We start from the raw sequence: 17836 nt of genomic DNA, 5'->3' as shown, positions 1-17836 counted from the left end.
GTTGTGCAAGTCTCTATTTTTCAAGTCTCTGCAAGAGGAATCATCGCAATGGCCCGTATCACCGTTGAGCGTGCACACTCCCTGGGTAAAGAAGGCGCACGGGCAAAGGCCGACAAGTTGGCGAACAAACTCAAGGAAAAATATGGCCTGGAGTCGTCATGGTCTGGCGATACCTTGAGCCTCAAGCGTTCCGGGGTTAAAGGCACCGTACTTGTGGCTGACGATTCGCTGCGTATCGATGTGGAACTTGGCCTATTGATGTCCGCCATGAGCGGCACCCTCAAGTCCGAAATCGAAAAAGCCCTGGACAAAGCCTTGGCCTGACTTCTTAGGGTTAGGGTGCCGATTCTAATTTTTCCTCCTACTTTGTGCCCAAGCCCACAACTCCTGCGGGCCGTTCCTCCCCCCTATTCTGTGTGAGGTGCACCATGGCCAACGTTATCCTGAAGAAAAAAATCGACACTCCAACCCGCGCCCTGAGCGATGTTAAATCCTACGCGCGCAAGATCTGGCTGGCGGGCCTGGGGGCCTATGCGAAGGTCGGCAGTGAGGGCAGCGAGTATTTCAAAGAGCTGGTTAAGAGCGGTCAAGATATTGAAAGTAAAGGCAAAAAAGTTGCCGTTGAACAACTTGATGCCGCCAACAGTCAGATTGACCAAGTAAAGAGTAATGTCACTGCGGTCAAAGGTCGGGTAGAAGTTCAGCTGGATAAAGTTGAAAAAGCTTTTGATACTCGCGTTGCAAGTGCCTTGAATCGAATCGGCATTGCGTCTAAACATGACGTGGAGACACTCTCTGCTAAGCTCGAAGAGCTGACGGCATTGCTCGAACGTGTCGCGCGTAAACATTAAGGAGACAACGGGATGGCTGTTAAAAAGAATACTCAGAAAGAAGGCAGCTCGTGGATCGGGGAAGTTGAAAAATACTCCCGTAAGATCTGGCTTGCTGGTTTAGGCGTGTACTCGAAGGTCAGCAGTGATGGCGGCAAGTACTTCGAGACCTTGGTTAAAGACGGCGAAAAAGCCGAGAAGTTGACCAAGACCACCGTTGGCAAGAAAGTCGATGCGGCCAAGGCCAGTGCAGGTTCGGCCAAGGCAAGCATTTCCGACACCTGGGGCAAGTTGGAAGAGACCTTCGACAAGCGCCTCAACAGTGCCATTTCGCGCTTGGGCGTACCCAGCAAAGCGGAGCTGAAGACGTTGCACAGCAAGGTCGACACGCTGACCAAGCAAATCGAAAAACTCACCGGCGCTAAAGTGGCACCCGTGAAAACCGCCGCCGCCAAACCTGCGGCCAAAACCGCAGCGGCTAAACCGGCCGCAAAAACTGCCGCCAAGCCGTTGGTGAAAGCCGCCGCCAAACCTGCAACAAAAACCGCGGCCAAGGCGCCGGCGAAAGCGGCGGCCAAGCCTGCGGCCAAAACCGCAGCAGCCAAGCCGGCTGCAAAAGCCGCCGCTAAACCGGTCGCTGCCAAAGCGGCTGCCAAGCCTGCGACCAAAGCCGCCGCCAAGCCTGCAGCCAAGCCAGCAGCTAAGGCTGCGGCGAAACCGGCCGCCAAGCCTGCGGCGAAAACCGCAGCGGCCAAGCCCGCCGCCAAACCTGCTGCCAAGCCCGCCGCAGCGAAGAAGCCCGCCGCCGCCAAAAAACCTACGGCCGCCAAACCGGCAGCGGCAACCAAACCTGCAGCTCCAGCATCCACCGCCTCTACAGCCAACTCGGTCTCCGCGCCGACGCCGGCTGCCGCTACCCCGACTGCAACGCCGGCTACCCCGACGCCTTCCAGTCAGTCCTGATTTTTCCGGGACATCCAAAAATACCCGGCCTGCGAAGGTCGGGTTTTTTTGTACCCGCTGATCTTTGCCGGCAACAACGCCAGCGCCATCAGTTGTAAGTGATCGAAACGGTAACGGCGCTGGCCAGACTCCCGTGGGTGAGGGGTTCCCCGGTTTTGTGGTACGCCGCCGTAAGCGGCATCACTGCTTTATTGCCGGCAGTTGCGATGCTACGGCTGCGCTGGTCCACGGTGCCGTTGGCGGGGATGGCATACGCGGGGGAGCCGCGGTGTATGAGCTGCAGGGCTGTTCCCCCCGAGGTCCCAGTATTGGAAAACAGTTGGGCGTTCCCCGTTGAAGGGGTGCCGGAGAACAGAAAAATCACAGTGTTGATATCCGACTCGCAGTCGGCGGAAATCTCGAAATCAAACGCGCCCGTACTGGCCGCCGCATCGAAGTCCGAGACCTTGATGGTGGGCAAGGTAATGGTGCGGTTCTCATCGCCGGCCGCCAGGTTGCAGGTGCCGGCGTTGATCTGGCCGACAAAAGTCAAAGTCCCCGTGGTGGCGGCCTGAACCCCATGGCTGGCCACGCCCACAGTGATTGCCAGCCAAACCGCCGGCGCGCGAATGTTCATCGCATGATCCTCAATCGGTCAGTCATAGGTGATGTGTACGGTCACGGTGCTCATGAAGGTGCCTTGAGTGACCGTGCCGTTCTTGTGATAAGCGCTACCGAGTGGCAGCACGGCGCGGTTGCCCGAGACCGCCAGCGTGCGTGTGTCTTCGGTGCCGTTGGCGAGAATGTTCTGCACGCCGCCGCCGAGGCGTGAGTACAGCCAGAGCGCAACGCCTGCGGCGGTGCCCGTGTTGGCGAAGATCCGATCATTGCCCGGTGCCGGAGCCCCGGAAAAACGGAACGTGACGTTCATGGCATCGCTGCATTGCGCGGTCAGCTCGAAATCCCGTCCGCCAACGACAGTCTGGGTGTCGAATGCACGGACTTGCACCGGCTCGAACAGGATCGTGCGGTTGACGTCACCGGCGTCCAGGTTGCAGGTGGGCGTAGGGGCGACAAAACGCACCGATGTATTGAGCAGCAAGTGAAAGCGGCCTTTGCCGCCGTCCCAACGATCTTCAACCAGGCTTCCACTGGTCAGCGTGCCGCTGGTGACGGGCCCGGTCTTGAAGAACAACGCCTCCGCGCTGACATTGCTGTACAGCGGCAACGCATTGCTCTGACTGAACGGGGGCGAGGTGTGCAGTTGATGGGGGTAAACCAGTCCCCTGTGATTACGCACCAGCACGCGTATGCCGACCCCTGGCACACCGGTGTGATACGCCGTGACGCCTGCGCCCGGCACCATCGCCGAGTCGGTGAAGCGCCCGATAATCTGCCTGGGCGTCGAAGTGCGGCAGTTGAGTTCAAAGCTGGGCGCGATGCCGTTGAAAGCCTGCCGGATAATCAGGCTGCCCACGGGAAGGCTGGCGGGAACGGTGATGGTGTCCGGTAGGGACAGGCCGTGCTCGGAGTTGGGATATAGCCGACACTCAGCAAGCACCGTGACCGGCGCCCCGACTATCAGCAGGAGCAAACAACATCTAACAGTGTGCGTCATGGGCAACCTCGTTATCAGAAGCCGGGTATCAAGGGGCGCGTGATCGTGCTGTTCAGCCGCTTGCATCGCGCTCGGCCGCTGGCGGCTGCGCGGCGAGGTCTGCACCGAGCTGGCACAGGCCAGCGTTCAGATGCCGCAAGCGCTGCTTGTTCTGCGCCGTGGCCGCGATGGCGGCGTTGTAGGTAAACCAGCAAGTGGCAGTGGCGGTTGAACCCCACTTGACGGTCAATTTGCCCCGCGCCCGGGAGACCCGAACAAACGCCTTTCCACCTTGGCCGACGATCCCGACACTGGCGCCGTCTTCATCGAATACATCCGAACCGAACGGCAATGGGCTGCCGTCCTCGCGCTGTGTGGTGATCAACAAGGCTTGGCCGCTGACCGTCTCGAATTGCAGCTTCACCACCGAGCCGGCGCGGGGCGCGACGTTGCGCGCTGCGGTCTTGAGTTCGACATCCACGGACAAGTCCTTGGGGTCCAGCTCGACCACGTTCTGTCGATAGGGCGTGAGGTGGCTCACCACGGCCTGGCCGTCCTTGCCGACGTGGGCGGCGTGGTTGCCATTGATCCTCGCGCCCTGGGCGTCGGGTGCCTGGACGATCCCCAGGGTGTCGCCCAGCTCCGGGGCGAAGATCAGGCCGTCGGCGTGCGCAACCAGGCCGCCGGTCATGCCCAGCGATGTCGAGCGGTACGCCTCGCTGTGGCCATAGCTGGCGGACAACACGCCATAATCGGCCTGGTATTTCATATCGGCACTCTGGGTGTTGCCGCTGCCCTGGGTGCGGCTGGTGCTCAGGCCGTAGCTCAGTTGATTGTGCTCGCCCCAACTACCGCCCAGGCTGATCCGCTCGCCGCTGTTGTGGTCTCCACGGTAGGCCGTACTGGTCAGAGTAGGCGTATGCGTGCCGCTGCCCAGCGGCAGGCTCAGGGTCAAATACAGCTGTTGATCGACCTCACCACTCAGCACATCACGGCCGCGCTGAACGCTGAGGGTGTAGTGGAGGTTTTTCCAGTGGCCGCTGTAGCCGGCGCTGAAGGTCAGGTTGCCCCCTGAACGGTTCCAGTAGTGTTGCGAAGAACCGGTCACATACACCGAGCCGTGGCTCAGGCTTTGATTAAGGCTGATATCCATCCTGTCGCGCAGGCGTGACACGTTGTCCAGGTCGCGTCCGTCCAGAGCATGGTCGCGCAGTTGCGCGGCATCGCCCGCCGTCAGAAAACCGGAGGTGGAGTAACGGTAAGCGCCGAGGGTGAAGTGGGTGCCGCTGTCGGCGAAATTCTTGCTGTAGCGCAGTTGCACGCTGTGCCCGCTGCGCGAGCCATGCCTGGGGATGTCGGCGCTTGAGTGAGTCAGGTCCACGGACAATGCGCCCAATGGCGTGTTGAATGCCGCGCCTGCCAATTGGGCGCGGTAGTCCTCGCCCAGCATCGCGCCGGTGTAGCCAGTCAGCAGATTGCTCAGACCCTGTTGGTAGGTGGCCTGCATCAGCTTGGGCGGATGGCGCAGCCCCAGCTCATCCACCTGGCCGACACTTAGCGTGTAGCGCCGGTAGCCCGGTCGCAGCAAGTGAGCATTGGCGGCGAACGGCACGATAAACGCGCGCTGGCGACCGTCGGCCTCGGTGATCGTCACACTCAGGTCGCCGCCGTAACCGGTCGGGAAAAAATCGTCGAGCACAAAGGGGCCGGGCGCCACCGACACTTCGCTGAGCAACACACCACGTTGACGCACGCTGACACGGGCATTGGTTTCGGCGACACCGCGCACCACCGGCGCGAAGCCGGTCATGGAGTCCGGCAGCATCCGGTCATCGCTGAACAGGCTGATGCCGCGCAGGCGAATGCTGTCGAAAAGTTCGCCGGGGGTATGGATTTCGCCGGCCATCAGTTGTGATCGCCACCGACTCAGTTCGCGCTGCACATAGGTGGCGTTGCTCTGATAGCCAGCGGCGCCGAGGCTGTGGCTGTAGCTGCCGTTATGTCGCCAATGCCAATCGCCCAGGTTGAGCCCGGTGTTCAGGCCCATGTAGTGGGAGTCCAGCGAGCGGCGGTTGGTGCGAGTGGTAAAGGTGTTGGCGTTGTAGCGCACGAACGCTGCGTCCACGCCACTTTCCCAGTGCCTGGGGTCGACGTAGCCACGCGCTTGGCGCGTCAGGTAAACCTGGGGGATCTGCAGGTCCAGGCGCGTTTCGCCGATATCGAACTGGCTGCTGGCGCCGGGTAGATAGCTGGCGATCTCGGCGCAACGGTCAAACGGTTTGCGCGGGCCGGGTGTTTGTTGGTCGGCACTGTCGACCTCGATACCGAAGCGTTGCAACGCCTCACGTTCCAGGCACAGCTGTGCCGACGGCTGACCCTGGACGGCGATAAACGTGACGCTCTCGCGCCCGAGCCACTGACCGTTGAGGTACACCTCTGAACGGTAGGTGCCTGGCAACACGACGTTGCCCTGGCTGAATTTCGCGATATCGACCTGCAAGCCTGCCGCGCCATCGGCAAAGAAAGCCGGGTTGAACTCCACATACTCGGCGCCGTGGGCGTCCATCGCCTCGGCGCTGCTCACCAGCAGCAGGCTACGCATTGTCAGACTCAAACCACGGCGTGCCAGGGGCGCACTGCGGACGCCGGTGGGCGTGATCGCACTCATTGTTAAGCGTTTCCAAAAACAGGTGTTGCTCGGCTCCCTGCATAGGGAGGGTCATGGGGCGACCTTGGCGTTGTGGAGGACCTTCACCCCGAAATCGTCCAGCGTCTGGAATTCCACGCTGGCCGTAGCTCCAGGCGGCGCTTTGAGGTCGGGCAGATCGAAGCGGGTGCGAGCGCCGGGCATCACCATATTGCCGGCCCCGGAGGCAGCGGCTTGGCGCCCATGGCGTTGCCCGGCGACCTGCACCTCGACACGCTCGAAGGTCACCAGGTAAGGAGTCGGGTTGAACACTTCCACCGCCTCGCCGTAGGCGCTCGACACGCGACGCCACTGCAACTTGGCGGGCGCGGCCTCGGCACCGTGGGGCAGGCCCGGGGGACGCAGGATCAGCTTGATCCGTGTGCGAAACGCCAGTTGCAGCTGGTTACTGGGCTGGACACCTCGCGCCTGCGCCGGCACCTCCAGCACGTTGAACCAAAACAGGCTCTCCTGCGCTGGCGGCAACCCTTCGCCGGTGTAAGCCACGCGTACGACCTGCTGTTTACCCGGCTCCATGCGAAAGATCGGCGGCGTGACCACGAACGGGATGTTGGCCAGTTCTGGCGTCGAATGTTCGTCGCCGTTGTCGAGCCAGGTCTGGATCAGCACCGGTACTTGGTTCCTGCTTTCAAGCCTGACGGTGACTTCCTTGTGGGACTGCGGATAGATGATCCGTGTGCTGCTGATCACCACGCTCGCCTGCGCCGATAGCGCGACGACCATGGCGCACAGGGCTGCCACGGTGTGTCGAATCGAAAGAGTGGACATGGGCGGTCATCCACCAGACGTGTGGCTGAGGCCGGCCACATGGCGCACGCGGGCGCCGAAGTCGCTGATGCTGGTGAACTCGACCTGAGCGGCGCCGTGCGGACGCTGCTGCAGGGTCGGCAGCACAAAGCGTTTTACGTCGCCGGCGGGCAGCAGCAGGCTGTCGTCGGCCGCTTGGCTCGGTGCCTTGCTGAAGCGCTTGCCGGCGCTGAACAACATCACCGGGCCGAGCGATACGTGATACGGCGTCGGGTTGGTGACTTGCAGGGCAAACCCGCGCTCATGGGGGACCAGCGTCCATTGCAGTTTCGAGGCCGCGCGCTCCACCGGATAGGGCAGAGCCGGTGGGCGCAGGAATACCCGCAGGCGGGTGCGGAACGACAGTTGGATCTGATTGTTCTGCGCGGCATCCACGGCACGCGGCGGCACTTCAAGTACATTCAGCCAGAACAACCGTTCACGCGCTTCGGTCAGCGGCTCGCCGGTATAGCGCAGGCGCAGGGCCTGTTGCTGGCCCGGCTCGATGCGGAAGATTGGCGGCGACACGCTGATCGGCGTGAGTGCGGTGGCCGGCGTCGAGTGTCGATCACCGCTGTCCAGCCAGGTTTGCACCAGCGCCGGGCGGTTGCCACGGTTCTCCAGACGCACGACTACTTCCTGCTGTTCGGCCGGGTAGACCACTCGCGTGCCGTGGATGATCACGCCGGCCTCGCCGGCTGACGTCCACCACGACAACAGACTGAAGGCCCAGGTGACCAGCACCCGTCGGGTTTGGCTGCTCATGGCGTTACTCGGCGTACTCGATCATAAAGCCGACCCGCGTGTTGACCTTGCCCTCGGTGGCCGGTCCGCTCGCATACAGTTGTGCCGCCAGCGGGATGATTGCCTGGTTATCGGCGATCACCACGCTCTCGGATTTTTCGCTGTAGACATTGATCGGCGAGCCGCTACGGCTGGTGACTTCGACCTGCACATTCTTGGCGTTGGTGGTGTCGGCCGGGTCGTCATGACCATCGATGTTCAGGCGTCCGGTAGCCACGTCGATGGCGGGGCTGGTTGGGTCGAACGCGACCATGGCGATGCGCCCGTTGGTGCAACTGCCTTCTCCGGGCGCGCCAATGCGAATGGTAAAACCGGTCAGGTTGGCGCGGCTGCCAGCGGTGGCCAGGCGCGCTGCCGAGACGCCACCCAGGTTGACGTCTTTGACCACCGCGCCACTGCCCGGCGCCGCACCTTCGACCGTGCAGGTCACATCGGTGACCAGCCCGCTGAAATTGATCACGCCGTCGACCGCGAACGCAGCGTGGGGGAGTGCGGCGGCCAATGCCAGTAGGGCTGCGACGGGGGGGAGAATATTGACGTTCATGGTATTTCCAGGGGGTGATTGATCGATAAGGGGCCTCGGTGGATGTGGATAATTTGTATCTAAAAGTTAATGCGTTCTATAGCGAAGCCACGACTTTTAGTTCGAGATAGTTCGAAACGGTGCTGTTTTAATTATGGTTTTTTGCAAGTCTTGTTCGAGCTGTGAAAGTTGCTGTAAGCGCTGTCCGTCAGCGGCTTCTGTAGGGCGTGTCGATATCCGTTGTGCGGCGATATTGAACCCTGTGTAGGCCTGGGCTATACCGGGCTGGTAATAAGGGTGGATTGTGTAGATCGTTGCGTTACTTATGCGGGTGTCTGTATGCCTACTTCAACTAGTCATGCGTATACCGTCATGTTGTTGGATGACCACGAAATGGTTCGGCAAGGTATTGAGCTGGGCCTGAGTGGAGCGTCCGATATCAAGGTGATCGGTTCTTTTGCCACGGGCCGGCAATTGCTGGACGCACTTGCCCGGCAATCGGCGGATGTCGTGGTGATGGACTTCATACTGGCACCGGCGGAAATCGATGGGCTCAGCCTGCTGCAGGCGCTGAACCGTCGTTTCAGCCAGTGTCGACCATTGATTGTGTGTTCCCACTACACGCCTGCGACGGTATCGCTGTCGTTGAAAGCGGGATGCTGGGGCATCCTCGGTAAAACCCAGAACTTGACCGAGTTGATCAGCGCCATTCGAACCGTCGCCCAAGGAAGGATTTATTTACAGCCGTGCATGGTGCCGGCATTGCAGGGTACGCAATCGGTGTGGGAGGCCATCAGCCAAAAAAACACCACGGATTTTGCATCGCCATTACGCTTGAATGCCTGCCTTACTCCAAAAGAACAGGAAGTACTGCGCTGTTTTCTGGATGGCATGTCGGTGAACTCGATTGCCGCCAAGTTCTCGCGCAGCGCCAGTACCATCAGCACGCAAAAACAATCGGCTTATCGCAAGTTGGGTATCAGGAACGACAGTGAGTTATTCAAGTTCACTCAACAATTCGGCGCGCTGGGCTGATGCTCACCGAGCAGCGTTAAATGTGATCGTCCAGATAACGCAGCGCCAGACGCTCCGTGGCCTGCCGCGCCGGCATCAACAGATGCGGCGCCACCAGCATCATAATTTGGTAAACGACCACCCGCACCTCGCCCTCGCGATCGAGAATGCGCTGGTAATCCAGGGAAAACAGCAGGGTGAGGGTGATCTGTTCCACCAACTGCCCCAGCGCCTGGGTATCGCTGACCAACTGCCCGGCCGCCTTCAAGCGTGCCAGCAGTGACGCCAGGGTGCGCTTGAGCGCCGTAAGCAGGTTGCGAATGCCCTTGGCCAGCTTGGGCAGGCGCCCGGCCAGGTTTGACAGGTCCTGGAACAGAAAACGGTAGTGGGCCATGCGCTCAATGATCAGGTGCAGGAACAGCCAGTAGTCCTGGGGCTCCAGTTGCGCGTCGGCCGGTGGGTCGAGCAACGGCGCCAGTTCATTCTGAAAGCGCTCGAACAACCCCAGCACCAAGGGTTCCTTGCCATGGAAGTGGTAGTAGAGGTTGCCGGGGCTGATCCCCATTTCATTGGCCACCTCCATGGTCGACACGTTCGGTTCGCCCTTGTGGTTGAACAACTGCAGGGCACATTCAAGGATACGGTCGCGGGTCTTCATCCAGTCTTCTTAATCTGATCGTTGAGCTCAGCGCACCCGCACATAGGTGCCCGGCGCCGCTTCCATTGGTGGGTAATTCTGGTTGCCCAGGGCGGTCAGGGTTTCGCGCTGCACGCCCGAGCGTTGCTGGATCCATGCCAGCCACTGCGGCCACCAACTGCCTTCGACATGGTTGGCGTCGTAGTACCAGGCGCGCGGGTCGCTGCTTAGCTTGGGGTTTTCGACGTAATTGGCCTTGGGGTTGCCAGGCGGGTTGAGGATGCTCTGGATATGCCCACTGTTGGACAGCACGAAGCGCCGCTCGCCACCCAGCAGTTGCGTGGAGCGATACACCGCATCCCAGGGCGTGATGTGGTCGTTGATGCCGGCCACGCTGAAGCTGTCCACCGTGACCTTTTGCAAGTCGATCGGCGTGCCGCACACCTCCAGGCCGCCGGGATGGCTCAGTGGGTTGTGCTTGAAAAAATCCAGCAGGTCGCCGTGCAAGGCGGCGGGCAGGCGCGTGTTGTCGTTGTTCCAATACAGAATGTCGAACGCCGGCGGTTCCTTGCCCAGCAGGTAATTGTTGATCCAGTAGTTCCAGATCAGGTCGTTGGGGCGCATCCAGGCAAACACCTTGGCCATGTCGCGGCCGTCCAGCACACCTTGTTGGTAGGACCGACGTTTGGCCGCTTCCAATGTTTGCTCATCGGCGAATAGGGTGGCGGGGCTGTCGATCTGGCTGTCCAGCAGGCTCACCAGGTAGCTGGCGCTGGAGATGCGGCGCAACTGGCGCTTGGCTTGCAGATGGCCTTGCAGCGCGGCGATGGTCAGGCCACCGGCGCAGGCGCCCATCAGGTTGACCTCCCGCGCGCCGGTAATGGCCCGGCACACGTTGAGCGCTTCTTCCAACGCCGCCACGTAGGTGGACAGGCCCCACTCGCGATGCCGCACATCCGGGTTGCGCCAACTGACAATAAAGGTCTGCAGGCCGTTTTTGAGCGCGTATTGCACGAAGCTGTTGGCCGGGCTCAGGTCGAAGATGTAGTACTTGTTGATTTGCGGCGGCACCACGAGCAGCGGCCTGGCGTACTGTTTCTCGCTCATGGGTTTGTACTGGATCAACTCCAGCAGCTCGTTGCGAAACACCACCGAGCCGGGCGTGGTAGCCACGGTTTTACCCACTTCAAATGCCTGTTTGCTCACCTGGCGCGGCAGGCCATTGTTGTGCAGCAAATCGTCGAACAGGTTGCTTACCCCGCGCACCACGCTATTACCCCCGGAGTTGAGCAGCTCCTTGACGGCCAAGGGGTTGAGCAAGGTGTTGGAGGGCGACACCGCATCGTTGAACAGCGACAAGGCAAAGTGCGCCCGGGCCCGGTCGTCGTCGCTCAGGGTGCTGTCGTCGATCCAGTGGCGGGTCTGTTTCTGCCAGCTCAGATACGCCTGAAGACTGCGCCGATAAAGTGGGTTGAGCTGCCAGGTGGGGTCGACGAAACGGCTGTCGCGGGGGTTGGGCTCATGCACGGTCTCGCCCAGCAGAACGCGACCCAGTTGCCCACCCAGGGCCAGGGCGTGACGGGCGGTATGCACCGGGTTACGCAAACCGTGGGCGGCCACGCTGCGCAGGGTCGACAGCAGGTCGCGGCCTCTCAGCCCGGTGATCGCATTTTGCGCATTGATGAACGCGGCGGGGGTGGGCGCCGGGTTCGTCACGGGTCTTTCTCGCATGAGCCAACACTCCTTCGTCTAGCCATCAACAGGCACGCCAATTCAGAACCATAGTCGGTTCCTGGCAAGTTGCGCGGCGGTGTGGTCCTTACACCGCGGGGCGTGGGTGAATCACTGCGCGCAGGCGCTCCTCCTCCAGGAATTTCATGATGATCGGCGCCACGGCTTCGGCCCGAGTGATCAAAAACAAGTGGCCATCATCGATGATGTGCAACTGCGCGTTGGGGATGCGCCAGGCGAGCATGCGCATATTGACCAGCGGGATCAGTGGGTCATCGTCGCCGGCCAATACCAGGGTGGGTTGGCGGATCTTGTGCAGCCAATGGATGCTGGTCCAGCCAAGCCCCGCGAACAACTGCCAGTAGTAGCCGAGCTTGCCGGCCGAACGCACTTTGCTGGCATGTTCGGCGGCCAGCTTCGAATCGCGACGGAACGAGCCGCCGTAGATCATCGGCGCAATGCGTACCACATGGGACGGCTGGATATAGCGGCGCGGGCTCGCCATCAGCCACAGCACTTTCGGCTTGCCCGGCACCATCACCGCGCCCGCCGCCGTCGCCGCCAGGATCAGCTTCTTGCAGCGCTCCGGGTAGTCATAGGCGAACTGCTGCGCCAGCGCGCCGCCCCAGGACACGCCGACGGCATTCACCTGGCCGTAGTCCAGGTAATCAAGCATGCGCGCGGTGAGCTTGGCCAGGCCAGGGAAGCGGTACGGCCGGCTGGGCGTCGAGGAACCGCCCACTCCCGGTACGTCGAAAGCAATGACCTCCAGGTCCGGGTCCAGAGCCTGCACGAACGGAAACACCAGCTCCAGGTTGGCGCCGATGCCGTTGAAGATCAGCAACGGCGTCAAGTGAGGCTTGCCCGGACGTACCGCCGTGCGGATGGTCTGGCCATCCAGGTCGATGGTACGGAAGATGAACGGTTGCGGCATTGGGGAACCCTTAGGGTTAGAGGGGCAGCTTCAAGCTACAAGCCTTAAGCTGAACTCAATCGGCTTGAGGCTTGTAGCTTGCCGCTAGCGTTCATGCACATAGGTACCTGGCGCCGCTTCGGCTGCGGCGTACGTCTTGTTGCCTAATAGCGTCGGCGCCTTCTTCAATTTGCCCGCCCGCTCGGCCTGCCACGCTTGCCAGTGTAGCCACCAGGAATCGGTGTGCTTGGTGGCGTTTTCCTGCCATTGCAGGGCCGTGCTCGCCAGGCCGTCGCTGGTCTGGTAGCGCGCCTTGGGGTTGCCCGGCGGGTTGAGGATGCTCTGGATATGCCCGCTGCTGGACAACACGAACTCCACGTTGCCGCCGAACAACTGCGCCGACTTGTAGCAGGACTGCCAGGGGGTGATGTGGTCGTTGGTGCCGGCCAGGGCGTAGATATCGGCGGTCACTTGCTTGAGGTCGATCGGCGTGCCGCACACTTCCAGTGCGTTGGGGCGAACCAGCGGGTTGTTCTTGAACAGTTCGATCAGGTCGCCATGGAATGCCGCGGGTAAACGCGTGGTGTCGTTGTTCCAGAACAGGATGTCGAAAACCGGCGGTTCGTTGCCCAGCAGGTAGTTGTTGACCCAGTAGTTCCAGATCAGGTCATTGGGACGCATCCAGGCGAACACCTTGGCCATGTCGCGACCTTCCAATACCCCGGCCTGGTAGGAGTGGCGCTTGGCCGCTTCCAGCGTCTGCTCGTCGACGAACAGCGCCACCTGGGTGTCGAGGGTGGTGTCGAGCACGCTCACCATCAGGGTCAGGGCGTTGACCTTTTTCTCGCCCAGCGCCGCGTAATGGCCCAGCAGCGCCGTGCAGGTGATACCACCGGAGCAGGCGCCGAGCATATTGATGTCTTTGCTGCCGGTGATCGCGGTGACCACATCGACCGCTTCCTTGAGCGCCTCGATATAGGTCGACAGGCCCCACTCGCGCTGGGCCTTGGTCGGGTTGCGCCAACTGATGATGAACGTTTGCTGGCCGTTGCGCAGGCAGAAACGCGCCAGGCTTTTATCCGGGCTCAAGTCGAATACATAGAATTTGTTGATCTGCGGCGGCACCACCAGCAGAGGGCGTTCATGCACTTGTTCGGTGATCGGCTTGTACTGGATCAACTCCAGCACATCGTTGCGAAACACCACCGCGCCTTCGGAGGTGCCCAGGCTCTTGCCCACTTCAAAGGCGCCCATGTTGACCTGGCTCGGCATGCCGCCGTTGTGCACCATGTCCTTGGCCAGGTGGGACAGGCCATCGAGCAGGCTTTTGCCGCCGGTTTCGAAGAAGCGTTTGACCGCCGCCGGGTTGGCCGCGCTGTTGGTGGGGGCCATGGCTTCGGTCATCAGATTGATCACGAAGTGGCCGCGGCTGATGTCCTGTTCCGACAGGTTGCTGTCGCCGATCCAGTCGTGCAGTTCCTTGCGCCACGCCAGGTAGGTTTGCAGGTAACGTTTGTAGAGCGGGTTCTGGCTCCAGGCCGGGTCGTGAAAGCGACGGTCATCGCTTTCCGGCGCCAGCGCCGATTTGCCGAACATGACGTTTTTCAGTTCCATCCCGAAATGGGCGACATGCTTGACGCTGTGCAACGGTTGCTTGATGGCTTGGGTCAGCACCATCTTCGCCGAGGCTAGTAAATCCTTTTTGCGTAACGCGATGATCGGGTTCAACCCCAGGGTGTTCTCCGAGGCCTGGCGTTTCAAGTCATCGTTGTTCTTGTTACTCATCTACGACGCTCCATTGTCCGAAAGACGAGTACCGGGTACCGCTGCGCACCAAGTTTCGATACACAACACAAGCCAGGTACTGCGACTCGGGTGACCGTTGATACCGCATCGTCAAATGCAGGGAACTTGCCAGTTCCATTGGTTACCCGAGTTTAATTTTTTTCGCAAGCAGGCCAATCATTGGCCACGCGACAGGGCATTCAAGCAGATGAAATTAGAAAATGCTCTCTAAAGAGCAAGACGCCTGACTTAGAGCATCAGGCGTACGACCGACTCACTCGGGTCGCGGGTTTTACCGGCGGCCTTGAGTTCGGCGAGGTAGTCAGCCCACAAGGTTTCCTGACGCACTGCCAGTTGGTAGAGGTAGTCCCAGGTGAACAGCCCGCTGTCATGACCGTCGTCGAAGGTCAATTTCAGTGCGTATTGGCCGGCCGGCTCGATCTTGGTCAGCCGAACGTTCAGCTTGCCGAATTGCAGGATGGGTTTGCCGTGGCCCTGGACCTCGGCGGAAGGCGAGTGCACCCGCAGGAACTCGGCGGGCAGCTGGTAGACCTCATCGGGCCCGTAAGTGAGGCCGAGGGTGTTGGAGGTTTTGTGCAAATTAACAGCGGTGGGGAATTTCGGCATTGGGGACCCCTTGGGCTGCGAGCTACAAGCCGCGAGTTGAATGTGCTCAACGTGCGGCTTGTAGCTTACAGCTTGCGGCTTACAGAATGTACCGCGACAAGTCTTCGTTCTGCGCCAATTCGCCCAAGTGGCTGTTGACGTAGTCGGCATCGATCTTGATTGCTTCGCCATTCTGCGCACCGGCCATGTCGCCGGCGCTGAAGGACACTTCCTCAAGCAGGCGTTCAAGCAGTGTGTGCAGGCGACGAGCACCGATGTTCTCGGTCTTCTCGTTGACCTGCCAGGCGATTTCCGCCAGGCGCTTGATGCCGTCCGCCTGGAACTCGATACCCAGCCCTTCGGTTTTCAGCAGCTCACGGTATTGCTCGGTGAGCGAGGCATGCGGCTCGCTGAGGATGCGTTCGAAGTCGCCCGGTGTCAGCGCCTTGAGTTCCACGCGAATCGGCAAACGGCCCTGCAGCTCCGGCACCAGATCGCTTGGCTTGCTCAGGTGGAATGCACCGGAAGCAATGAACAGGATATGGTCGGTCTTGACCATGCCCAGCTTGGTGTTGACGGTGCAGCCTTCGATCAGTGGCAGCAGGTCGCGCTGCACGCCTTCACGGGAGACATCGACGCCGCCGGAGTTACCGCGCTTGGCCACCTTGTCGATCTCGTCGATAAACACAATGCCGTGCTGCTCGACCGCTTCGAGGGCCTTGGCCTTGAGTTCTTCCTCATTCACCAGGCGCCCGGCTTCTTCGTCGCGCACCAGCTTGAGCGCTTCCTTGACCTTGAGCTTGCGGCTTTTCTTCTTGCCCTTGCCCATGTTGGCGAACAGGTTCTGCAACTGGCTGGTCATTTCTTCCATGCCAGGCGGCGCGGAGATGTCGACGCCGGACACTTCGGCCACTTCGATTTCGATTTCCTTGTCGTCCAACTGGCCTTCGCGCAGGCGCTTGCGGAACAGTTGGCGCGTGTTGGAATCCGAAGCCTGTGCGGCGTCTTCGTTGAAGCCCATGCGCGCCGGTGGCAGCAGGGCGTCGAGGATACGTTCCTCGGCGGCGTCTTCGGCGCGGTGGCTGACCTTGGTCATTTCCTGTTCGCGCAGCATCTTCAGCGCAGCGTCGGCGAGATCGCGAATGATCGACTCGACGTCACGGCCTACATAACCCACTTCGGTGAACTTGGTGGCTTCGACCTTGATGAACGGGGCATTGGCCAGTTTGGCCAGGCGCCGGGCGATTTCGGTTTTACCCACGCCGGTCGGACCGATCATCAGGATGTTCTTGGGCGTTACTTCAACGCGCAGTTCTTCTGGCAGTTGCATGCGGCGCCAGCGGTTACGCAGCGCGATGGCAACGGCGCGTTTGGCATCGTCCTGGCCGATGATATGGCGGTTGAGTTCATGGACGATTTCACGGGGAGTCATGGACATAATGTGTGGCGGCCCTCAAGCGCGAATAAGCCTGCGGCTTACTCGGCGAGGTCCTGCTCCTCAATGGTCTGGTTGTGGTTGGTGAACACGCAGATGTCGCCGGCGATACCCAGGGCGGTCTCGACGATTTCCCGCGCCGACAGGTCGGTTTTCTTCAGCAGCGCACTGGCTGCGGCCTGGGCGTAGCCGCCGCCGGAGCCCATGGCAATCAGGCCATGTTCGGGCTCAACCACATCGCCATTACCGGTGATGATCAAGGAGGCGTCTTTGTTGGCGACGGCCAGCATGGCTTCCAGGCGGCTGAGGGAGCGGTCGGTGCGCCATTCTTTGGCCAGCTCGACGGCGGCACGCACGAGGTGGCCCTGGTGTTTTTCCAGTTGGCCTTCGAAACGCTCAAAGAGGGTGAATGCATCGGCAGTGGCACCGGCGAAACCGGCGAGTACCTGGCCGTGGTACAGGCGACGCACTTTTTTCGCGTTGCCTTTCATCACGGTATTACCCAGGGAAACCTGGCCGTCGCCGCCCATGACGACTTTGCCGTGGCGACGTACTGAAACGATGGTGGTCAAGGGGAGAGTCTCCACGCAGCGGGGCGAAAATGCCCTGATGGAAACTCATATGGGGGTGGCGGGGGGGATTTCAACCATAGGGGGTGATGGCGGACGAGTGGTGCTCAAGGGTCTGACACACATTCCAGAGCCGGCAATACCAAGTGTGGGAGGGGGCTTGCCCCCGATGACGGTGCATCAGTAACAGATGTACTGGCTGACACACTGCATCGGGGCAAGCCCCCTCCCACACTGTTTGGTGCTGATTCTGGGTCAGCGGCTCTGGCGCTGTTGTAACAACAGGTTGCTAAACCCGGCGCCGGCCAATTGCTTCTGCGCCACGGTCAGCTGTTCGCGGTTGCTGAATGGCCCCACCAACACGCGATACCAGGTTGCGTCTTTCACCGTGCCGGATTCCACCGTCACCGTCTGGCCCAACAGAATGATCTGGGCACGCACGCGATCCGCATCGGCCTGCTTCGGGAACGAGCCAGCTTGCAGGAAGAACTTGGTCACCGGTGCGGCCTTGGTTTCGGCAACCGGCGGTGCTGGCGGAGGAGTAATCCCGGCCAACGCCGCCTGGGCCCGCGCGGTGTCGATTTTCGCCGCTTCCGCCGGGGTGACCGGCGTGGTCGGCACTTGCGGCGTCGGCAGGGTTTTCTCCGGCACAGCGTCAGGCGGCACGATCACTTCCGATTCCGGCAACAGCGTGTAGAAGTCGTATTTTGGCTTCACCGGCGCCGTAGGGCTTGGTGTGGTCTTGTTGGCTTCAGCGATCTTCGAGGCTTTCTGCTGCTCTTGTTTAACCCGTTTGACATCGTCACCCTGGCCTGGGTCCAGCTTCATCAGAAACACGATAAAGGCGCCGACCGTGAGGCCGATGGCCATCCACAACCAGCCCGGGATCGGCTTCTTCGCCGGGGGCTGGTAGCGGCTGGCGCCGCGCTTGGGTGCGGGTTTTTTCTTGGCAGCCAA

The 17836-nt window shown here is 61.0% G+C and carries 18 protein-coding genes; 4 read left to right on the top strand and 14 right to left on the bottom strand.

What is annotated here, in order from left to right:
- Positions 1–48: 48 nt before the first annotated feature.
- The 3 genes from K1567_RS14150 to K1567_RS14140 all read left to right on the top strand — a co-directional run bounded on the left by K1567_RS14150 (position 49) and on the right by K1567_RS14140 (position 1793).
- The gene (locus tag K1567_RS14150; protein ID WP_034095487.1) at positions 49–324 is read left to right on the top strand and encodes a polyhydroxyalkanoic acid system family protein; all 276 of its coding nucleotides are present in this window, start codon (positions 49–51) and stop codon (positions 322–324) included.
- A 104-nt stretch (positions 325–428) separates the two neighbouring features.
- Positions 429–851, top strand: a complete 423-nt coding sequence (locus tag K1567_RS14145; protein WP_034095488.1) for a phasin family protein — start codon at positions 429–431, stop codon at positions 849–851.
- A 12-nt stretch (positions 852–863) separates the two neighbouring features.
- The gene (locus tag K1567_RS14140; RefSeq protein WP_169867900.1) at positions 864–1793 is read left to right on the top strand and encodes a phasin family protein; all 930 of its coding nucleotides are present in this window, start codon (positions 864–866) and stop codon (positions 1791–1793) included.
- Between the two features lie 88 nt (positions 1794–1881).
- On the opposite strand, the gene K1567_RS14135 is transcribed toward K1567_RS14140, so the two are convergent.
- From K1567_RS14135 to K1567_RS14110, 6 genes are all read right to left on the bottom strand, one after another.
- On the bottom strand, positions 1882–2409 hold the full coding sequence (locus K1567_RS14135; protein ID WP_169867901.1) for a fimbrial protein: 528 nt from the start codon (positions 2407–2409) through the stop codon (positions 1882–1884).
- Between the two features lie 18 nt (positions 2410–2427).
- A complete protein-coding gene (locus tag K1567_RS14130; RefSeq protein WP_259444998.1) occupies positions 2428–3366 on the bottom strand; it encodes a fimbrial protein in 939 nt (312 codons plus the stop codon).
- Between the two features lie 76 nt (positions 3367–3442).
- The gene (locus tag K1567_RS14125) at positions 3443–6037 is read right to left on the bottom strand and encodes a fimbria/pilus outer membrane usher protein (protein WP_220698582.1); all 2595 of its coding nucleotides are present in this window, start codon (positions 6035–6037) and stop codon (positions 3443–3445) included.
- Positions 6038–6088: 51 nt separating this feature from the next.
- Positions 6089–6844: a molecular chaperone gene (locus K1567_RS14120; RefSeq protein ID WP_220698581.1), complete on the bottom strand. Its 756-nt coding sequence runs from the start codon at positions 6842–6844 to the stop codon at positions 6089–6091.
- A gap of 6 nt (positions 6845–6850) precedes the next feature.
- Positions 6851–7627, bottom strand: coding sequence for a molecular chaperone (locus tag K1567_RS14115; protein WP_220698580.1), 777 nt, complete (start codon positions 7625–7627; stop codon positions 6851–6853).
- A 4-nt stretch (positions 7628–7631) separates the two neighbouring features.
- The gene (locus K1567_RS14110) at positions 7632–8210 is read right to left on the bottom strand and encodes a fimbrial protein (protein ID WP_034095495.1); all 579 of its coding nucleotides are present in this window, start codon (positions 8208–8210) and stop codon (positions 7632–7634) included.
- Positions 8211–8528: 318 nt separating this feature from the next.
- Here K1567_RS14110 and K1567_RS14105 point away from each other — a divergent pair, with 318 nt between their 5' ends.
- The gene (locus K1567_RS14105) at positions 8529–9224 is read left to right on the top strand and encodes a response regulator (protein ID WP_371263971.1); all 696 of its coding nucleotides are present in this window, start codon (positions 8529–8531) and stop codon (positions 9222–9224) included.
- Between the two features lie 16 nt (positions 9225–9240).
- On the opposite strand, the gene K1567_RS14100 is transcribed toward K1567_RS14105, so the two are convergent.
- From K1567_RS14100 to K1567_RS14065, 8 genes are all read right to left on the bottom strand, one after another.
- Complete coding sequence (locus tag K1567_RS14100; protein ID WP_034095497.1) at positions 9241–9861, bottom strand: TetR/AcrR family transcriptional regulator; 621 nt, start codon at positions 9859–9861, stop codon at positions 9241–9243.
- 27 nt (positions 9862–9888) lie between these two features.
- The gene (gene phaC, locus K1567_RS14095) at positions 9889–11571 is read right to left on the bottom strand and encodes a class II poly(R)-hydroxyalkanoic acid synthase (protein WP_034111420.1); all 1683 of its coding nucleotides are present in this window, start codon (positions 11569–11571) and stop codon (positions 9889–9891) included.
- An 88-nt stretch (positions 11572–11659) separates the two neighbouring features.
- The gene (phaZ, locus tag K1567_RS14090) at positions 11660–12505 is read right to left on the bottom strand and encodes a poly(3-hydroxyalkanoate) depolymerase (protein ID WP_034136573.1); all 846 of its coding nucleotides are present in this window, start codon (positions 12503–12505) and stop codon (positions 11660–11662) included.
- A gap of 84 nt (positions 12506–12589) precedes the next feature.
- Positions 12590–14269, bottom strand: a complete 1680-nt coding sequence (gene phaC, locus K1567_RS14085) for a class II poly(R)-hydroxyalkanoic acid synthase (protein ID WP_220698579.1) — start codon at positions 14267–14269, stop codon at positions 12590–12592.
- Positions 14270–14518: 249 nt separating this feature from the next.
- The gene (locus tag K1567_RS14080; protein WP_034095501.1) at positions 14519–14896 is read right to left on the bottom strand and encodes a gamma-butyrobetaine hydroxylase-like domain-containing protein; all 378 of its coding nucleotides are present in this window, start codon (positions 14894–14896) and stop codon (positions 14519–14521) included.
- Between the two features lie 79 nt (positions 14897–14975).
- Positions 14976–16313 carry an ATP-dependent protease ATPase subunit HslU gene (hslU, locus tag K1567_RS14075; protein WP_034095502.1) on the bottom strand — a complete coding sequence of 446 codons (1338 nt, stop codon included), beginning with the start codon at positions 16311–16313 and terminating at the stop codon, positions 14976–14978.
- 38 nt (positions 16314–16351) lie between these two features.
- Positions 16352–16882, bottom strand: coding sequence for an ATP-dependent protease subunit HslV (hslV, locus tag K1567_RS14070; RefSeq protein ID WP_003171209.1), 531 nt, complete (start codon positions 16880–16882; stop codon positions 16352–16354).
- A gap of 252 nt (positions 16883–17134) precedes the next feature.
- Entirely contained in the window at positions 17135–17836 is a 702-nt protein-coding gene (locus K1567_RS14065; protein ID WP_034095503.1) for an SPOR domain-containing protein, read from the bottom strand.

The organism is Pseudomonas sp. S5F11 (assembly GCF_019641515.1).
Lineage (GTDB): Bacteria > Pseudomonadota > Gammaproteobacteria > Pseudomonadales > Pseudomonadaceae > Aquipseudomonas > Aquipseudomonas rhodesiae.
This window is presented reverse-complemented; position numbering and strand designations above follow the sequence as displayed.